Origin of the sequence: Pseudoalteromonas sp. MMG022 (assembly GCF_021654245.1) — a bacterium.
GTDB classification, from domain to species: domain Bacteria; phylum Pseudomonadota; class Gammaproteobacteria; order Enterobacterales; family Alteromonadaceae; genus Pseudoalteromonas; species Pseudoalteromonas amylolytica.
This window is the reverse complement of sequence record NZ_JAKFZQ010000003.1, coordinates 262,543-280,599: the sequence shown is the minus strand read 5'-3', so window position 1 is coordinate 280,599 and position 18,057 is coordinate 262,543. Positions and strand designations below refer to the sequence as shown.

The following is an 18,057-nucleotide window of genomic DNA, read 5'->3' as shown; positions in this document are numbered from 1 at the left end:
CGTACTTTTAGGCAGGAAGTAAAAACCTCTAGTGTGAAGCCATCATCAGTTCGGGCTCAAACATGACCGCCTGATTTCGACCTCGGCTTTTTGCGCGATACAATGCTGCATCGGCTTGATCGACGCAGTCATTTGCACAGTGTTTGTCACTGACAAAATCATAGGCGACAACACCAATACTAAGTGTAAGTTCATATTCCGTTTGCTCGGCAAACTCTTTAACTAATCGCTCAGCAAAGCTCATCACACTATGATGTGCGGTTTCAGGACACACTATCAAAAACTCATCTCCTCCCCAGCGCCCAATTACATCGGTTGGTCGCGCGGATTCATTCAGAAATTGGCACAGGTTTTTTAACGCCATATCACCCACTAAATGCCCTTCTTTGTCATTCAATGGCTTAAAATTATCAAGATCGATTAATAACACTGATAATGGCCGGCGATAACGGTTCGCTCGAGTGAGTTCATCCTCAAGCAAAGAGTAAGCATGCCTGCGGTTATACACGCCCGTTAGATAGTCCCGTTCAGCTTTTAAAGCCAGCTCTTCTTCTTGGCGTATATCTCGAACGATAGCGATTGAAAAATCTTTCGCCCCGTGGCTAATACTTGCAATGGCGATATCCAGTGGCAGCTGCGTGCCATTTTTGTGCAGACCAACAATTTCCAGCCCATCTTTTTTGCTGTGTCGCATCTTAGACTTACCTAAGTAACCTTGTCGAAGGTGGATGTGATGGGATCGATACGGCTGTGGGATCAAATCCTCAACCTTCATGGTAAGTAATTGTGCTTTACTGTAACCAAACAATTCCTCCGTCGCCTTGTTCACTCGGATTATCTTCCCTTGTTTATCGCAATAAAGGATTGAATCAGGTGTCACTTCAAATAGAACATCTCTTTCACGAAACAGTACTGCTATGCGCCACAACGCAATCATGTTGAGAATGGCCGCTAAACAAACAATAGGAGACACCACAAATGCCCCGAGTTTTATGGTAGATAATGTCTCGTTGCGAAGCTTAGTCTGCAAGAGCAATGCCTCATGATTACTACTACGTAAGCTTGCTCGCAAGCTCTGCTGGGCACGTTCAGCATTGTCATCATCAACACGTACCAATTGATCCAACTGCTCAACACTTAGCTCTCTATAGCTCTCAGACTGAATTTCGGATAATTTATTGGCATAAGTACGAACAGTGCTTTCAATAGCATCAATTGCCGATACTTCTTCGCTTGTGAGCTTGAGCTTTCTCAATGCTTTTATGCTGTCATAAACCTGTGAGAGTCCTGTTTGTGCGCCCAAGAGATAAAGGCTATCGCGACGCAGAACGTAGTTTTTAAAATGGTGAATAAACCCCCCATAACCCATATTCTGGTCTAGTTTAGCGAGCAACACGGCTTTTTCTAGGTTACTGCTGGTAATTTGCTGCCAGTTTGCGTTGAGCTGCTCTGATTTTTGAATGGCAACTGTATTCCAATAAAAAAGCGCAAAGTTAACCAAGACTGTTAACAACAATAATGCGCCCAACTGCCAGTAAAAACGCCGCTCCATATCCTTGCATCCACGCGAAAGTGTTACCGTAAGTGTAGTCAACAATCAAATGACGGCAATAAATTACCAGGCTAATTTATTCGTGATAACAGCAATTAAAAAAGGGAATACATCGTGCGATGTATTCCCTTTTTTTAACACGCTAAACAATAAACTGGGTAGTGTTTTTTAAGGCGTTTCGGTTTGTTCCTCATTCGACTTAGCGACTTCTTGAGGTTGCGACTTACTCACTTCACTCAAAGCGGGTTTAGCATCTTGATAAAACTTAGTGCCTGTTTCAGCCATCTTCATCAATGGCTCTGCTGGTGTAAACACTGGGTTATCAGAAGCATACGTCGACAGTTCTGAACATACCTTGTTAACTCCACGATTATCCATATAACTAAATGGACCTCCTAGGAATGGCGGGAAACCAATACCAAAGATTGCGCCAATGTCACCATCGCGAGGGCTAGCAATAATGCCCTCATCTAAACAACGCGCGGCTTCGTTGAGCATCTGAGCAACACAACGGCTTGCAATTTCTTGTTTGTTCAGACGTGGACTGGTGGTAATTCCCAGTAATTCATATACTGACTCGTCCACTTTTTTGTCTTTTTTATCGTAGCTATAGAAGCCTCTGCCAGTTTTACGACCTAAACGCTTCGCGTCTATCAGGCGGTCAAAAGCATTAGGCGCCTTAAAACGCTCCCCTAGTTCTTTTTCCAAAATTGGCGCTATTTTAGAACCAATATCAATGCCTACTTCATCAAGTAGTGCCAACGGCCCTACTGGAAAACCAAACTCTACCAATGCTTGGTCAATCTTTTCGATTGGCTCACCCGCTAACAATAAGTTGGCCGCTTCATTCACATAAGGCGCCAAAATACGGTTGACGTAAAAGCCAGCTTTGTCTTTTACCACAATAGGCGTTTTGCCCTGTTTGCGCGCAAAATTCACCGTGCGAGCAATTGTCTGCTCCGAGGTAGCAGCATGAGGAATGATTTCTACCAATGGCATTTTTTCAACTGGAGAGAAATAATGTAAACCTATTACATTCTCAGGGCGTTCAGCCTTTTCAGCGATTTGAGCTATCGGCAGCGACGACGTGTTGCTGGCAAAAATGGTTTCTTTTTGACAGTGCTGTTCAATATCAGCCACCATACCTTGCTTGAGCTTTAAGTCTTCAAACACCGCTTCAATCACCATATCAATATGTTTGAAACCAGAGTAATCTGTAGCACCAGTGATACGGTTCATGGTCTGTTGAAGCTGCGCTTTTGTCATGATGCGGCGCTTTTGACGCTTGGACAAAATTTTGTAGCTGTAATTCATTGCATTGGCGATGCCTTGCTGAGCCACATCTTTAACGCGTACCAGTGCTTGTGCCTTAACAGCACTGACATGTGCAATACCCGCGCCCATCAAACCGCCCCCTAAAACAGCGGTGCGCTCAATTGGTGCAACATCGTCATTTTTCCACTCTTTTTTCATTTCAGTGGTGGCAAAGAAGATCCCGCGTAGCGCTTTTGATACATCGGTCATCACCAAGTCGGCAAACCCTTCCGCCTCGGTTTTATATGCCTTGAGCTCATCAAGCTCTATCGAAGCGCGTACGGCTTTTATGATATTCACTGGTGCAGGATAGTGACCACCGGTCTTTTTCAAAACATTTTCCTGCGCTTTTTTGAATATGATGTTACGACCGAATGGGTTTGACTCAAGCAGCTGGCTCAATCTATCTAAGCGAGGTTTAGTTGGTTTAGCTTTACCTTTAGTCGCCATTTTTGCGGCAACAGATAGCAAGATACTCGCTGGTACACAGTCGTTAACTAAGCCTGATTTTTTGGCTTGTTTAGCGCGTACCTGCTTGCCTGTTAACATCCACTCCAGCGCCTTTTGGATACCTACCAACTTTGGTAAACGCTGAGTGCCACCGCCTCCTGGTAATAAACCAAGCTGTACTTCAGGTAAACCTAGTTTGGTAATATCACTGTCGGTACACACACGATAATCACATGCAAGCGCAAACTCTAAACCACCACCAAGAGCCGCACCATGAATCGCAGCAACCGTTGGGTAAGGCTGTTTTTTCATGGTGAAAAACGCTTGCTGACACATTTCTGACAGGGCTAGTGCATCTTCGCGCGTTTTGGCACTATCCAACATTTTGATGTCTGCGCCCGCAATGAAGTTATCACTTTTGCCACTGATAAAAACCATTCCAGTAATGTTGTCATCACGGCCCTGTTTTAGAATTGCCAATAAATCTTCGGCAAAACTATCCCGCAGAGTGTTCATCTTTTCACCCGGCACGTCGATGGTAACGATGGCTACTCGTCTTTCGTTTAATTCATAACTAAATACTGACATTACGCGCTCTCCAATACAAAGGCTGCACCCAAACCACCCGCCGCACAGGCTGTGGTAAGTGCTAAGCCGCCGCCACGACGTTTTAACTCATGTAAGCTTTGCGTGATCAAACGAGCTCCTGTTGCCGCAAATGGGTGACCATATGCCAATGAGCCGCCGTTAACGTTAAATTTATCCATATCAATTTCACCAATCGCTTTCGAGCGACCCAGTTTTTCTTGCGCAAACTTGTCCGAGCCAAACATTTTCATGTTCGCCAATGCCTGCGCGGCAAATGCTTCGTGCATTTCAATCAAATCTAAATCTTGTAAGCTAATACCCGCTCTGTCTAGCGCCACAGGCGTTGAATGAGCAGGTCCCATCAGCATATCTTCATGTACACCAATTGCTGAGAATGCAAAGCTACGAACATAACCTAAAATGTCGTAACCCAATGCTTTAGCCTTACTCTCACTCATCATCAGTACCGCTGCAGCGCCATCTGTTAACGGTGTAGCATTGGCTGCTGTAACCGAACCATGCACTCTATCAAATACTGGCTTCAGCTTGGCATACCCTTCTAATGAAGAGTTGGTACGAATATTATTGTCTTGTTCAATAAACGATTTGTAAGGCGGCACATGCGCCGTCATCACTTCTTCCGCTAATAGCCCATCAGCCCATGCTTTGGCTGCCAGTGAATGCGAACGGTGCGCCATGGCGTCTTGATCTGCGCGGCTAATCCCGTGGGTTTTTGCCATTTGCTCAGCAGTTTGTCCCATTGAGAGTCCCGTTGAATATTCGGCTACCGCAGGAGGAACTGGCAGTAAGTCTTTCAAACGTAACTTGGAGAAAATCTTTAAACGCTGACCTAACGTACGCGCTTTGTTCAAATCAACAAGGCTACCGGCTAGTTTCTTACTCACACCGATTGGTAATACGGAAGATGAGTCTGCGCCACCCGCAATACCCACAGTCGCAGACCCTGCAATGATTGATTCAGCCACATTGGCAATCGCTTGGAAACTGGTTGCACACGCACGTGATACAGAATAGGCATCAACAGATACTGGCATACCGGTACCCAATACAATTTCACGAGCGATATTGGGTGCTTCTGGCATTTGTACAACTTGACCAAACACCAACTGGTCTATTTCATTTTTATCGAAGTTTAAACGCTCAAGCATTTCGTTGACTACCAGCTTACCGAGGTCCAATGCTGGTACGTGGTGGAACGCCGTAGCTTGTTTTGCAAATGGAGTACGTAACCCGCTTACAATCGCGATACGGTCGCCTTTTGTTGTTTTTAGAATATTTTGCTCAGACATTAATATGCTCTCCCGCTGACAGGTCTGACCTGTTAAATTTTACCTGATTCTAAACAACCGCTAATACAATGCCAATAGTAAATTCAAAATTGGTTACAAAAGAATCAAACATCACTTACCCTAGTCGTTTTTTTATACAGTCGCAAAAGTTATTGAAAAAACTCGGGAACTATTCAAAAAACCAGAGTCTAAGTATGACGCAAAAATGTCAATCAACACTTGAGATCAGACAACAAAACCATATAACTTAAAGCAAAAATTTGTCACAACAAGGACAAAGCAATGGCAGTAAATGAATTTTCACAATTAAAACGCTATCTCGATACACAAATTATTGGTCAGCCGGCTTTGACTCAGGCTTTACTTATCGCAATTTTGGCTGATGGTCACCTTTTGGTTGAAGGCCCGCCAGGACTTGCTAAAACCCGCGCAGTCAACGCCCTAGCAAAAGGGATTGAAGGCAGTTTTCAACGCGTTCAGTTTACCCCAGATTTATTACCTGCAGACGTCACAGGTACGGATATTTATCGTCAACAAACCAGTGAGTTTGTGTTTGAAAAAGGCCCACTTTTTCACAACCTGATTCTGGCTGATGAAATTAACCGAGCCCCTGCTAAAGTGCAATCAGCACTGCTTGAAGCAATGGCTGAGAGACAAATCACCGTGGGTAAAAATACCTACCCCTTGTCTGAATTGTTCATGGTTATGGCAACACAAAACCCGTTGGAGCAAGAGGGGACTTACCCGCTGCCAGAGGCCCAGTTAGACCGCTTTTTACTCCACCTGAACATAGATTATCCGCACGCAGAGAATGAACTGGCGATTTTACGACTGACACGTGGCGAAGCCTTGGAGCAAGAGCCGGTCAGCTTTGCTCCTATCAGCCAAGCCACCTTATTTGCCGCCCGTAAGAGCGTATTATCAATGCACCTTGCCGAGCCGCTTGAACAATATTTGGTACAACTGATCATCGCGACGCGTCAAGGTGCAAAACTCGATGCCCAACTTGGCGCATGGATTGAATTTGGTGCAAGCCCGCGGGCAACCATCGCATTAGATAAATGTGCACGAGCGCATGCATGGTTGCATGAGCGTGACTTCGTTACTCCTGAAGATATCCAAGCCGTGGTCCACAATGTTTTGCGTCACCGCATCATCCTGAGCTACGAAGCACAAGCGGATGGCATCAGTAAAGATGAAGTGATCAGTCGAATTGTTGATTTAGTGCCAGTACCGTAATGAAGCAAGCAACTCAGTTATCAACCCAAGCATGGTTAGAGCAATGCCACAGTAATGGTGCACAGCTGGGCTTGAAAGAGTTACTGTATTACAAGCCCAAAGCTAATTTATTGTCGCTAAAGCCTAGCGCACGCATCAAAAGTGCTCAGGCAGGCCAATATTTAGCCCCCCACAAAGGCCGTGGGATGGAATTTGCCGAGGTGCGCCAATATCAGTATGGTGATGACATTCGTGCCATTGACTGGCGCGTTACCGCAAGAACGGGCGAAGCGCACACTAAACTTTATCAAGAAGAAAAAGAGCGTCCCGTCTTTGTTTTTACCGATCTTACAAACAGCATGTTGTTCGGCAGTAAGCTACTACTCAAGTCAGTGCAAGCAGCACATTTAAGTGCGCTGGTTGCTTGGTCTGCATGTCAACGTGGTGATAGGCTCGGTGGTATTGTTTTTAGTGAATATGGTCACCATGAGCTCAAACCCGCAGCGCGAGATAAAGGCGTGCTAGCCTTGTGTCATCAGCTGTGTGATATCCACCAACTAGCCTTACAAAACCGAGAGCAAGTTGTTGAGCATCAGCAGATAGAAAATCGCTTTGCCGACAATCTAAAACGTCTTACGCATCTGGCCAAGCCAGGCAGTCTGATCTATTTAATTTCAGATTTCACTCATCTTAGTGATACCAGTTTTAAACAGTTAGAACGCTTGGCTCGACATTGTGAATTGATTGGCTGCCATATCAGCGATCCTTTTGAACACCAGCTCCCAGCCTACCGTGAAGCCATTATGGTGGACGCTGGCGCAGGTAGTTGGACATTACCTCTGATGGATAAACAATTTCGTAGCAAATTTGCCGAGCAAGCAGCGGATGTGTTCGCAAAACGCCTAGCGCGCTTAAAACGTGCGGGTATGACCATGCAATCTTTTAGTGCGGCAACGCCCTTAGAATCACAGCTTTTGAGGTATTAACAGTTATGCAGGCTTCTCCACTAGATGCATTACACGACGTGATGCCACCAAGCGAAGTATCATGGTGGCCATTATCCCCCGCTATGTGGGTCATCATTGCAATGTTACTTTTACTCACAATCATGCTGATTGTTTGGCGCTACAAAGCTTGGCAACACAAGCGCGCAAAACGTGAAGCAATTAGCCTGTGTGCGCAATACCAAGATGACGCCCAGCAATTACACATATTAGTCAAACGACTCACCAAACATTACTATGGTAACCAAGCTGTTGCAGGCTCTAATCAGCTTTGGGCGAGCCGTTTGAGCAAATTGAGTGGACAAACATTTAATGCACAAGAGCTAGATACGCTTTACAGCCCAGAGCCTAGCGCGAACTTGGCGTCCAAGTTGCGTATGGCTATCAAAAACTTCAAGTTAAAAGAGGCCATCGATGTTTGAGTTTAGCTGGCCTTGGGCCTTTGTGTTACTGCCACTGCCGTGGCTGCTGGCAAAATTGAAACCTGTACAATACACAGCCAATGCTCGTTTGCGTATGCCAAGCTTTGCTAACCTCGCAGAGCTAGCCCCGAAAGCTGTACAACAAAGCCGCAAAATACACTGGTTAGAGCTACTCATCTGGCTACTACTTGTGGTGGCTGCAGCAAACCCAAAATGGCTGGATGAACCAATAGCCTTGCCCAACGAAGGTCGCGACATCATGCTTGCTGTGGACTTATCTGGGTCAATGACTGAACAAGACATGGAGTATCAAGGACGTTACGTTGATAGATTGTCCGTTGTTAAGGCCGTACTCAGTGAATTTATTGAACAACGACAAGGTGATAGACTTGGCTTAATTTTATTTGGTGATACTGCATTTTTACAAACGCCACTTACAAGAGATTTAAATACCGTAAGTCAAATGCTAAGCGAGGCACAAATAGGCTTAGTAGGCCGTGCAACCGCCATCGGCGACGCTTTAGGGCTTGCAGTAAAGCGGTTCAGTCAAAAACAACAAAGCAACCGAGTGCTTATTTTGCTGACTGATGGTCAAAATACGGCGGGAAATTTAAGCCCAGATGATGCCTTGATCTTAGCGCGTGAAGAAGGAATAAAGGTGTACACCGTAGGTGTTGGCTCTGATGGTAGGCGTGGTTTTAGCCTATTTGGCATGGGTGGTGTCGGTGGCAGCAATATCGATGAAGCTACGCTAAAACATATCTCTAAAGAAACCAGTGGTCTTTACTTCAGAGCAAAAGATGTAGCGGGTTTACAGCAAATTTATCAAGAGTTGGATAAACTTGAGCCTGTCTCTGACGAAGCGCAAACGTTTCGTCCACAACTTGCGCTATTTTACTGGCCGCTTGCTGGGGCTTTGCTCCTAATCACGCTGACAATTTTACTAAAAGCCCTACGTGGCATGAGACAGGAGGTGTAATATGGAGTTCATGTTTATTCGCCCTGCTCTATTGTGGCTGCTTCTCCCTTGGTTACTTATCACGGGCTTACAGTTTGTAAAGAGAAACAATCACAAACACGGTGAGCTTATTGCTCCACACCTTGCGGGAGTGATGCTCAGTGAAGCAAAGCAGCAGAAAAAACAAAGTAGCCCGCTGTTGATGAGCCTATTTTTATTGCTTGGTATTTTAAGTATCGCAGGCCCAAGTTTCGAAAAACAACAAGTACCCGTCTATCAAGCCAAACAAGCGCGAGTGCTGTTAATGGATATGTCCTATTCAATGTATTCCACCGACATCACACCAAATCGTTTAACCCAAGCGCGTTTTAAAGCACTGGATATGATTGAGCTATTCAAAGAAGGTGAAACGGCACTAGTAGCCTACGCAGGTGATGCCTATACTGTTTCACCGCTAACCAGTGATGCAGCAACATTAGCTAACTTAATTCCCAGCCTAAGCCCTGAGATTATGCCTGATAGAGGTTCAAATGTACTCGCTGGTATCGCTCAAGCGGTCTCCTTACTAAAGCAAGCAGGTTATACCCAAGGTGATATCATTTTGGTGACTGACGGACTAGACCAGAACGATGTTGATGACATCACCTCTGAGCTAAAGAATGAACGTTATCAATTGAGTATTTATGGTATTGGTACCGAACAAGGCGCGCCAATCGCGGTACCTGAAGGTGGATTTTTGAAGGACGCTTCAGGACAAATTGTAGTACCTAAAATTAATTTCTCGCGCTTAGCGGGGCTTGCAAAAAGTCATGGCGGAAAATTTGTACGCTACAGCCCTGCAGGGCAAGACATCAAAGCGTTTAAACCCAAAGTTAAAAATGATGATGTACTAAACGAAACTCAACAAAGCCAAGCATTATGGCGTGTGGATGCAGGGCATTATGGTTTGCTGCTCTTGTTACCAATGGCACTGTTGCTCATGCGTCGCGCAGGCATCACTCTCCTAGCCGTGATGTTTATAATGACACCGATTGAGCAACCCATGGCCGCTGATTGGCAAAGTTGGTTAAAAAATACCGACCAGAATGCCCTTGGTGCATATCAAAATGATGACTTTGCAAACGCCGCTGCAGCGCAAAACCCTGAACTTAAAGGTGCCGCCCTATACAAACAAGGCCATTACGACCAAGCCGCTGAAGTATTGCGCGACACACAGTCTGCACTGGGACAATACAATTATGGTAATGCACTGGCTAAGCAAGGCGAGCTAGACGCAGCCATTGAAGCATATGAACAGGCGCTATCAATAAATCCAGACTTGAGCGAAGCGGCTGATAACAAAAAGCTTGTTGAACAACTTAAACAACAACAAGACCAACAGCAGCAAGATGACCAACAGCAACAAGGTGACCAGCAGCAACAAGGTGACCAGCAGCAACAAGGTGACCAACAACAGCATGGTGATCAACAGCAACAAGGTGATCAAAACAATCAGCCCGATATGCAAAGCGACCCCAGTACACAACAGCATGCGCAAAGTGCTGAACAAACTGAACAAACTGAACAAACTGAACAAACTGAACAAACTGAACAAACTGAACAGCAAAACAGTGATGATCACAATGCCCAAGCAGCAATGCAACAGCAGCAAAAGCAACCAAGCTCTGATGAGGCCACTGATGAAGCACAAGGCGCATCGGTTGCGGCTCAACCACTTACCCCTGAAGAAAAAGAAAAGGCTCAGCAGCTCAATCAGTTACTTCGTAAAGTACCCGATGACCCTGCTATTTTGCTACGCAATAAGATGCAACTAAAAGCCCAGCAACGCGCTCAACAACGCCGTCCACAAGGAGTTGAAAAATCATGGTAATACGCTTGTTAATTTCCGTATTCCTTTTACTATTTTTACACCCAAGTATGGCCATTGATACCCTCACTGCCAGCGTCGATAAAAACCCCGTGCTAGTTGGGGAATACTTTACCCTCACCATTGAGGCTGATGGTAAGGTCTCTGGCGAACAGCCCGATACCAGTGCTCTGTCTGCACAATTTGTGACTGGCCCAATTAGTGTTGGGTCTCGAACCAGCATTATCAACGGTAGCATGAGTAGTCAAACCACATGGCAAATGCAGGTATTGGCTAGAAAGCCCGGAACTTTCACGATCCCCGCTTTTGAAGTAGCTGGCAAGCGCTCTGAGGCCATTCAATTAAAAGTCGTGCCTCGGGGCGATGAGCAGCAACAGCAAAAAGATATTTTTGTCACCGCTGAGCTAACACCAAGCAACTTGTATGTTCAACAGGCTGGCCTGTATACGGTTAAACTATATCTGGGCAAAGACTTACTGGATGGGCAACTGAGTGCCCCACAGATGTCAGACGCTCAGATCTCGCAAATGGGGAAACAGCAAGAAGACTACGAAGTCGTTGATGGCCGCCGTTATATGGTCATCACTCGCGAGTACTTGATACAGCCACAAAAAAGCGGCGACTATACTATTACAGCACCGGTGTTTAATGGCCAGGTAAGAGAAAACTATCGCCGTATGGCTGTTTCTGCCATCGCCGAAGATACACAACTTGAAGTAAAGCCAATTCCAGATACCTATCAAGGCGCCTGGTTGCCTAGCGAGTTGGTCAACCTCAGTGAAGAGTGGCAGCCCGCCGATGAGTCGGTCACGGTAGGAACACCTATTACCCGCACCATCACCCTAACGGCGCTTGGGGTAACACAAGAGCAATTACCCGATATCGAGCTAGATACTATCTCTGGTATTCGCAGCTACCCAGATGAAAGCGATAGAAACCAACTTAGTCGTGACGGGCGCGTGATCTCACAATTGGTGTCATCACATGCGTTAGTGCCACAAAAACCCGGCACATATACTCTGCCAGAAGTGAAAATCCCATGGTTTAACACAGTTATCAACAAGGTAAATTACGCAACATTACCCGCACGAACTATCACTGTGACTGCCGACCCTAATCAACCACTTGCCCCAATTACAGCGCCTGTATCGCCCATAGCACCAGAAAACCCACAAGGCAACACAGAGCAACCCAATCAGCGTGCACAGAGTTTGCCAGTAAATACGCCTGTTGAAACAGCAAGTAAAACCCTTATCGATTGGATTGTAATGGGAGCTGGCTATGTCTTGTGGTTGCTGACTTTGGCAATTTGGTGGTTTAAAAAGCCACAGGCACCTCAGCCAAAAACGTCAGCAAAAGCGCCAGACTCAATGATTGCTCTAAAAGCGGCTGCAAAACAACATAACGCCCATGAGTTTTATCAAGCGTTGAGAGCCTTGGCTAAAAAGCAAGCTCCGACGCTCGGCTTTGATGCTTGGCTGGCACAGTTAAACTCCCCTGAGCTTAGCGATGAAATTGCCAAGCTTCAGGCATCCCTTTATAGTGAGAGCACTCACAGTGCGGATTTAACACAGATATATCAACTGCTGCAAACAGCCATAAAAAAACACGCGGCACAAGATAGCGCTCACCTGACTCAGCTATACTGAGTCAGGTGAAAATTAATTTTTATCGTGATGTAAGAAATTCACGGATCATAAGGTCTTATTAGCATGACCACAAAACAAAAACGCTACGAGGCTTTAGTGCAGGTCTATCATGGTGAGCTTTATCGCTTTGCCTACTGGCTATGCCAAGACCCGACTATAGCCGAAGACTTAGTTCAAGAAACTTTTTTACGGGCATGGCGCTCACTTGACTCGCTTCAAGACAAAAATGCTGCCAAGCCTTGGTTGTTAACTATTTTACGCCGAGAAAATGCACGGCGCTTTGAGAGAAAACAGTTTGATTACGCCGATGTAGATAACGACACCTTAGTCGACAACACAGGCACAAGTTTAGACGATGAGATGGAGCAAACCGTTATACAAAGGCAGATAAGCAAACTTTCAGTCGAGTATAGAGAGCCATTGCTGCTGCAAGTGGTTATGGGTTGCTCAGGGGATGAAATCGCAGATATTTTAGAGCTAAACAAAAACACAGTTATGACTCGCCTTTATCGAGCTAGAAATCAGCTCAAAGAGGCACTAACCGAATGTCAAGAACCATTAAAAGGGGCACAAAACTGATGGATGAACTAGAATTTCGTCGCCGCCTTTTTGCAGATCCAAACGATAAGGACGTTGCGCAAGAGGCAGCAAATAATGCTGAGCAAAACGCCCTGTTAGAGGAACTTCAAGCTTTTGATGCGCAAATTGCAAAAGCGCTGGATGTAGAAGTACCAGCTGGCTTGGCTGAGCGTATTTTGGCAAATCAGCAAGCTGATAATAAGCACAACAAGGTGGTGAAAAAGAGCTGGTTTCGCAGCTACCGCACCCCATTTGCTACGGCAGCAAGTGCGACTTTTGCATTGGGTTTGTATTTTATGAGTGCCACGCAGGCCCCCCTCTTGGCGGGCGAACATGCCTTAGCCCATGTGCGTCATGAGCAAATCGCATTTAAGGGGCAAGATGAAATCGCGCTGCAAACGGTTAACGATAAACTATCGCTATTTGGAGCAAGACTTGAAACGCTGCCTGGCAAAGTGACCTATGCTACGTTTTGTAACTTTAAGGGCCAGAAAAGCCTGCACTTGGTATTTCAGTCTGAACATGGCCCTATGACAGTATTTATCGTACCGCTGTCTGGTAAAAATAGTCTAGGCGGTGACGGTCAATTTGCGGATGATCGCTACAATGGTGTCATTGGTCAGGACAATCACGGCGCTACTGTATTAGTTGCCAATATAGGTTCCCCAGTTGAGCAATACCAAAAAGACGTAAGCAACGCTTTGCGCTGGCAATAGGATGTAAATAAAGCGGTACGTTCTATACGTACCGCTCCCCCCGTTTAATTCCCTATTGGCCCTATTTCTATTTATATCACTCGGCTAATTCATTAAAATTCAAGACAGTTTTAGTTCTTTAGGATAGTTATGAAAAACTTTATTGTACTTTTTTCACTGATCTCATTGTTGTTCGTAAGCAGCTTTAATGCGGAAGCCAGAAAAAAGTTTGGCAGTAAGTCATCTGGTAAAACCCATCAAACCAGTACGACACAGCAAAAGCAACAAACAGATACCAAGTCTCTTTCAGCACCAACAACTGCAAAGCCTAAATCGAGTAAGAAAGGCATTATGGCGGGTGTTTTAGGCGGCCTACTTGCAGGTGGCCTTATCGCTGCAATGCTTGGTGATGACTTTGAAGGCTTTGCGTTTTTAGAAATGCTACTGCTTGCGGGTGCGGCATTTTTAATCTTTAAACTGGTAAAAAGTGCTTTAGTTAAGCGTCAACATCCGCAGATGGCGGGTGGCCCACAAGTTAACCCAAGTCAATTCAATCAGCCTCAACAGTTTCAAGCCCAATCGGCGGCAACTGGTGGCTTTGCTCAGCAAGAGTCAGTTCCTTTCAACTTACCTAGAGATTTTGACATAAATGGCTTTTTACAAGGCGCCCGTCAGCACTATGTCACGTTACAAGAGGCTTGGAATAAAAAAGACTACACGACCATGGCCGAATACCTAAGCCCACAACTTGTTGCAGAGTTTAAGCAAGAGCGTGAAAGCGCAGGTGATGTGGCGACCGAGGTGATGTTTGTGGATGCACAGCTCGTTCGTGCTGACACCAACCCTCAAGTATGGGAAGTAAGTATTCTGTTTAAAGGGAAATACCGTGATTTAGGTGACAAACAAGAAGAGCCTATTCATGAAATCTGGCACTTAGAGCGCCAAACTCAAGGCAATGCGCCTTGGCTAATCGTTGGCTTAGAAGATTTAGCACAAAGCTAATCACATTATTAAAGAAGTAAAAAAGCCGCCAGCACTGATGCTCGCGGCTTTTTTGATGATATCTGGCCTTTATTTGTATTCCAGCCCTCTAAATCTTACTGTGAACTGGAGAAGTACTCTGATGTACCATGCGCATGTAACGCATCTGACAAGCGCTCCAACGCGATTTGGTACACCACTTCACGCATTGACCCATTGGCTTGTTGATATCGCTGCCAAGCATGTTCAAACGCTTGGTGCATGTAGTCATTGAGTTTGTCATGAACTTTTTGTTCAGACCAGGTTTCGCCCTGACGATTTTGACACCACTCAAAAAAGCTCACTACAACACCACCTGCATTGGCCAAAATATCAGGGATCACATGGATCCCCTGCTCAGTCAGTTGCAAGTCGACATCTGAGCTTATTGGGCCATTGGCAATTTCTACGATATAACTCGCTTTTATTTGCTCAACATTATCTTTGTTAATAACACCAGCTAATGCCGCAGGCACTAAAATATCAACATCAAGTGATAACAACTCCTCATTGCTGATACGCGTATGTTCGATATCCTCACAGACGGAATGCTGGCAATAAACAGCCCTAAGTTCATTGCTGCGTTGCTTTTCAGTGAATACACTTTGCACATCAAGCCCTTGTTCACAATAAACTCCCCCCTTTGAATCGCTTACGGCTACGATTTTATAGCCCTCGGCTTGTAGTAATCTTGCACAGTGATAACCACCATTACCAAACCCTTGAATCGCAACTGTCTTTTCGCTTGCTTGCCAGTCTAACTTTCCAGCAAGTGCTTTAATACATAAAAAGGCTCCTCGCCCAGTTGCGCTCTCGCGGCCAAGGCTGCCACCAAACGCTAGGGGCTTACCTGTGATCACGGCTGGACACTTTGTTCTAGTTATTTTTTCATATTCGTCCATCATCCAGCCCATGATACGTGCATTGGTATATACATCTGGCGCAGGAATATCAAGCTCAGGCCCTATAAAATCGGCTTTGGCTCTGATGTAAGAGCGCGATAATCGCTCCAGTTCCATGGGCGACAACTTTTTGGGGTCTACGGTCACCGCACCTTTCGCTCCGCCAAAAGGCACATTCACCACGGCGCATTTTAATGTCATCCATAAAGCTAACGCTTCAACTTCACTTTGATCTGCGTGCTGGTGAAAACGGATCCCGCCTTTGGTAGGGCCGAGCAAATCATTGTATCGACATCTATAGGCCTTAAAGTACGCGGTATTACCATTGTCTTTACGAATTGCGATATGGCTTGTCAAAGTGCTTTGAGGCTGGCTCAACGCTTCTAAAACAGCACTAAATTGGGGAGTGTCTTGAGCAATGGTGCTCAAGCGAGCGAGCGCATCTCGCAGCAGGTCTTTTCTCATATTTAACTCCTTTAATATTATTCGCTATGATGCTTTTGGCATATAACTACAAGCGTAGTGTAATAAAGCTAAGCTGCACAAAAGCGTTGAGAGGTTTTAATTGCTTATTATCAATAACGCTTTCACCGCTGTGTTTAATTATTAAAGAATGAGGCTTTGTCACCTAGTGAGTATTGCTTTTTATTTCTAGCTCAGCTAAAAATCGACATGCGTTGTCTTGTGGCTTAAATAGATAAACTCGCCGCTTAGCACGGGTCAACGCCACATAAAACAAGCGTCTTTCCTCTGCAAAGGAAAATGTCTCCCGTGCTGGCAACATCGCTTCCATCAACGGCTGAATCGGTCGATTCGCGGGAAAGCCCGTGTGACCTTCATAGAGCCCCATGATCACCGCATATTCTGCTTCCTTACCTTTTGCTGCATGAAAGGTCATCGCCCTTATTTTAAGCGCTTTGAATTTACCTTGTAAGTCCACCAGCTCATCACGTGAAGGCAGCATCTTATGAAAACGCGCCAGTAACAACACGCAGGCCTCCCCTTTATCATTGAGCTGAGCAAGTACTTTTTCAAGCGTATTAGCTTCACATTCGACAGTTTCCATTTGTAATGTAGGTCCTGTTTCCGTGCGAGCCGACTTCACGTATTTTTTTAGCTGATGTGGGTTGGCACATACGAAACGACTAGAGATATCTAGGACATCTTGAGGGTATCGAAAAGTTTTATCCAATGCAGTGATAGTAACGCGACCAAAGTGCGCGTCAAACTGCGTGGTTAATGTAATATCTGCACCGCTAAACCTATAAATTGATTGCCAATCATCCCCTACAGCAAACAAATACCGTTTATTTTTTGCCTTCATTAAGGCTTTGAGCAATTTAGCCCTAATGGGTGATAGGTCTTGAAATTCGTCCACCATTATATGTTGCCAAGGTACATTAAAGCGGTCAGCTTCTATATAGGCTATTGCTTTGGCAATCATATCTTCAAAATCAATCGCCCCCTCGGTATCCAAGTAAGATTGATATTCATCAATGATTGGCGTTAGACATTTCAGGAGGTCACTTTGCTGTGAGGCAATTCTTGTCAGTTGACCTAAAGCCGCAACATTCTTATAGACACTTAACAAAGAGGTAATATGAGCGATGACCGCTTTACATCGTGCACTTCTTATAAATTCAGCCAGATCTAAATTAGGCTGAATATGACACTCCTTGATACAAAACTGCTCGAATAATCCCTTGTACCCAGGCTGAAGGCAAAGTACCTGAAGTGTATCTCGAACAAACCTGAATCGCTTCTTGGCATCGTTAGTTAACTCACTGAGCTGTGGCTGTTTACCCTCAACTGTTGCAATCACCAGCATGCCCAAGGCATGAAAGGTCAAACATTCAAACGACTCTCCAGCTCGTTGCTTTAGCTCCTTTGCAGCTTCACTGCCATAAGCAAGGAGTAAGACTTGCTCTGGGGTTGCTACATCACTGTGGACCAAAAACTTGGCTCTTGACGCCATCACACTGGTTTTGCCCGTGCCAGCCCCCGCTAGCAGCAGGTGGTTATCATCTCGAATAATACAGGCTTGCCTTTGTGCTGCTGTTAATGGCTGAGCTTCAACGCTGTCAAAAAAGTGCTGATATTTATTTGCATAGTACTGTATATACTTCGCTCTAAATGCCGCGATATCGTTTGCTTGCCACTGCTGTAACTCTTTAAGCGTATACAACGCCTGCTCGAACTCCGGTGTTGGCGTAATGTGAAGGGTCCAACTCAACCATTGTCGTTCAAGTACAGCAACAGTTTGTTTTACAAGGTCAAGGTTGGATTCCGAGAGGTATTGGTTTTTAAGTGAATCTTCTACCTTACCAATGGCTTTGATAAGCCGATGAGCGTGATGATTAAGCCAATACCGCTGAAGCGCGTCATTGGTACATCCGCTATGCGCCAGCGTAACAGTCAAAACTCTCCCTTGCGCCCCTAGCTTTATTTCTAACTTTGTGAGGAAAACTCCGCTTGTCAGTCTCGGTGGGACAAACATCTGTTGCCATGCTATCTCTTTATGAGAAGTGC

Annotated in this window: 14 protein-coding genes; 9 read left to right on the top strand and 5 right to left on the bottom strand. The window is 45.3% G+C overall.

Annotated features, from left to right (window positions below):
• Positions 1 to 28: 28 nt before the first annotated feature.
• From L1070_RS04515 to fadI, 3 genes are all read right to left on the bottom strand, one after another.
• Positions 29 to 1,552, bottom strand: a complete 1,524-nt coding sequence (locus L1070_RS04515) for a sensor domain-containing diguanylate cyclase (protein ID WP_237124638.1) — start codon at positions 1,550 to 1,552, stop codon at positions 29 to 31.
• A 168-nt stretch (positions 1,553 to 1,720) separates the two neighbouring features.
• Positions 1,721 to 3,904, bottom strand: a complete 2,184-nt coding sequence (gene fadJ, locus L1070_RS04510) for a fatty acid oxidation complex subunit alpha FadJ (RefSeq protein ID WP_237124637.1) — start codon at positions 3,902 to 3,904, stop codon at positions 1,721 to 1,723.
• Positions 3,904 to 5,214 carry an acetyl-CoA C-acyltransferase FadI gene (gene fadI, locus L1070_RS04505; protein WP_070984648.1) on the bottom strand — a complete coding sequence of 437 codons (1,311 nt, stop codon included), beginning with the start codon at positions 5,212 to 5,214 and terminating at the stop codon, positions 3,904 to 3,906. Before fadI ends, fadJ begins: the two co-directional genes overlap by 1 nt.
• A 282-nt stretch (positions 5,215 to 5,496) precedes the next feature.
• Between fadI and L1070_RS04500 the strand changes: the two genes are divergently transcribed.
• The 9 genes from L1070_RS04500 (at position 5,497) to L1070_RS04460 (ending at position 14,608) form a co-directional block, all read left to right on the top strand.
• Positions 5,497 to 6,453, top strand: coding sequence for a MoxR family ATPase (locus tag L1070_RS04500; protein WP_070984642.1), 957 nt, complete (start codon positions 5,497 to 5,499; stop codon positions 6,451 to 6,453).
• The gene (locus L1070_RS04495) at positions 6,453 to 7,418 is read left to right on the top strand and encodes a DUF58 domain-containing protein (protein ID WP_237124636.1); all 966 of its coding nucleotides are present in this window, start codon (positions 6,453 to 6,455) and stop codon (positions 7,416 to 7,418) included. Before L1070_RS04500 ends, L1070_RS04495 begins: the two co-directional genes overlap by 1 nt.
• A 5-nt stretch (positions 7,419 to 7,423) precedes the next feature.
• Positions 7,424 to 7,858 (top strand): DUF4381 domain-containing protein, encoded by a 435-nt coding sequence (locus L1070_RS04490; RefSeq protein WP_237124635.1) that lies wholly within the window; start codon positions 7,424 to 7,426, stop codon positions 7,856 to 7,858.
• Complete coding sequence (locus L1070_RS04485) at positions 7,851 to 8,837, top strand: VWA domain-containing protein (RefSeq protein ID WP_070984636.1); 987 nt, start codon at positions 7,851 to 7,853, stop codon at positions 8,835 to 8,837. Before L1070_RS04490 ends, L1070_RS04485 begins: the two co-directional genes overlap by 8 nt.
• A 1-nt stretch (position 8,838) precedes the next feature.
• Positions 8,839 to 10,686, top strand: coding sequence for a VWA domain-containing protein (locus L1070_RS04480; RefSeq protein WP_237124634.1), 1,848 nt, complete (start codon positions 8,839 to 8,841; stop codon positions 10,684 to 10,686).
• Positions 10,680 to 12,332, top strand: a complete 1,653-nt coding sequence (locus L1070_RS04475; protein ID WP_237124633.1) for a BatD family protein — start codon at positions 10,680 to 10,682, stop codon at positions 12,330 to 12,332. Before L1070_RS04480 ends, L1070_RS04475 begins: the two co-directional genes overlap by 7 nt.
• Before the next feature lie 63 nt (positions 12,333 to 12,395).
• Positions 12,396 to 12,911 carry a sigma-70 family RNA polymerase sigma factor gene (locus tag L1070_RS04470; RefSeq protein ID WP_070984630.1) on the top strand — a complete coding sequence of 172 codons (516 nt, stop codon included), beginning with the start codon at positions 12,396 to 12,398 and terminating at the stop codon, positions 12,909 to 12,911.
• Positions 12,911 to 13,627, top strand: coding sequence for a DUF3379 family protein (locus tag L1070_RS04465; protein WP_237124632.1), 717 nt, complete (start codon positions 12,911 to 12,913; stop codon positions 13,625 to 13,627). The genes L1070_RS04470 and L1070_RS04465 overlap by 1 nt, the downstream gene beginning before the upstream one ends.
• Before the next feature lie 129 nt (positions 13,628 to 13,756).
• Complete coding sequence (locus L1070_RS04460) at positions 13,757 to 14,608, top strand: Tim44-like domain-containing protein (RefSeq protein ID WP_237124631.1); 852 nt, start codon at positions 13,757 to 13,759, stop codon at positions 14,606 to 14,608.
• 95 nt (positions 14,609 to 14,703) lie between these two features.
• On the opposite strand, the gene L1070_RS04455 is transcribed toward L1070_RS04460, so the two are convergent.
• Complete coding sequence (locus tag L1070_RS04455) at positions 14,704 to 15,993, bottom strand: Glu/Leu/Phe/Val dehydrogenase (protein WP_237124630.1); 1,290 nt, start codon at positions 15,991 to 15,993, stop codon at positions 14,704 to 14,706.
• Positions 15,994 to 16,156: 163 nt separating this feature from the next.
• On the bottom strand, positions 16,157 to 17,947 hold the full coding sequence (locus L1070_RS04450; RefSeq protein ID WP_237124629.1) for a UvrD-helicase domain-containing protein: 1,791 nt from the start codon (positions 17,945 to 17,947) through the stop codon (positions 16,157 to 16,159).
• Positions 17,948 to 18,057 lie beyond the last annotated feature (110 nt).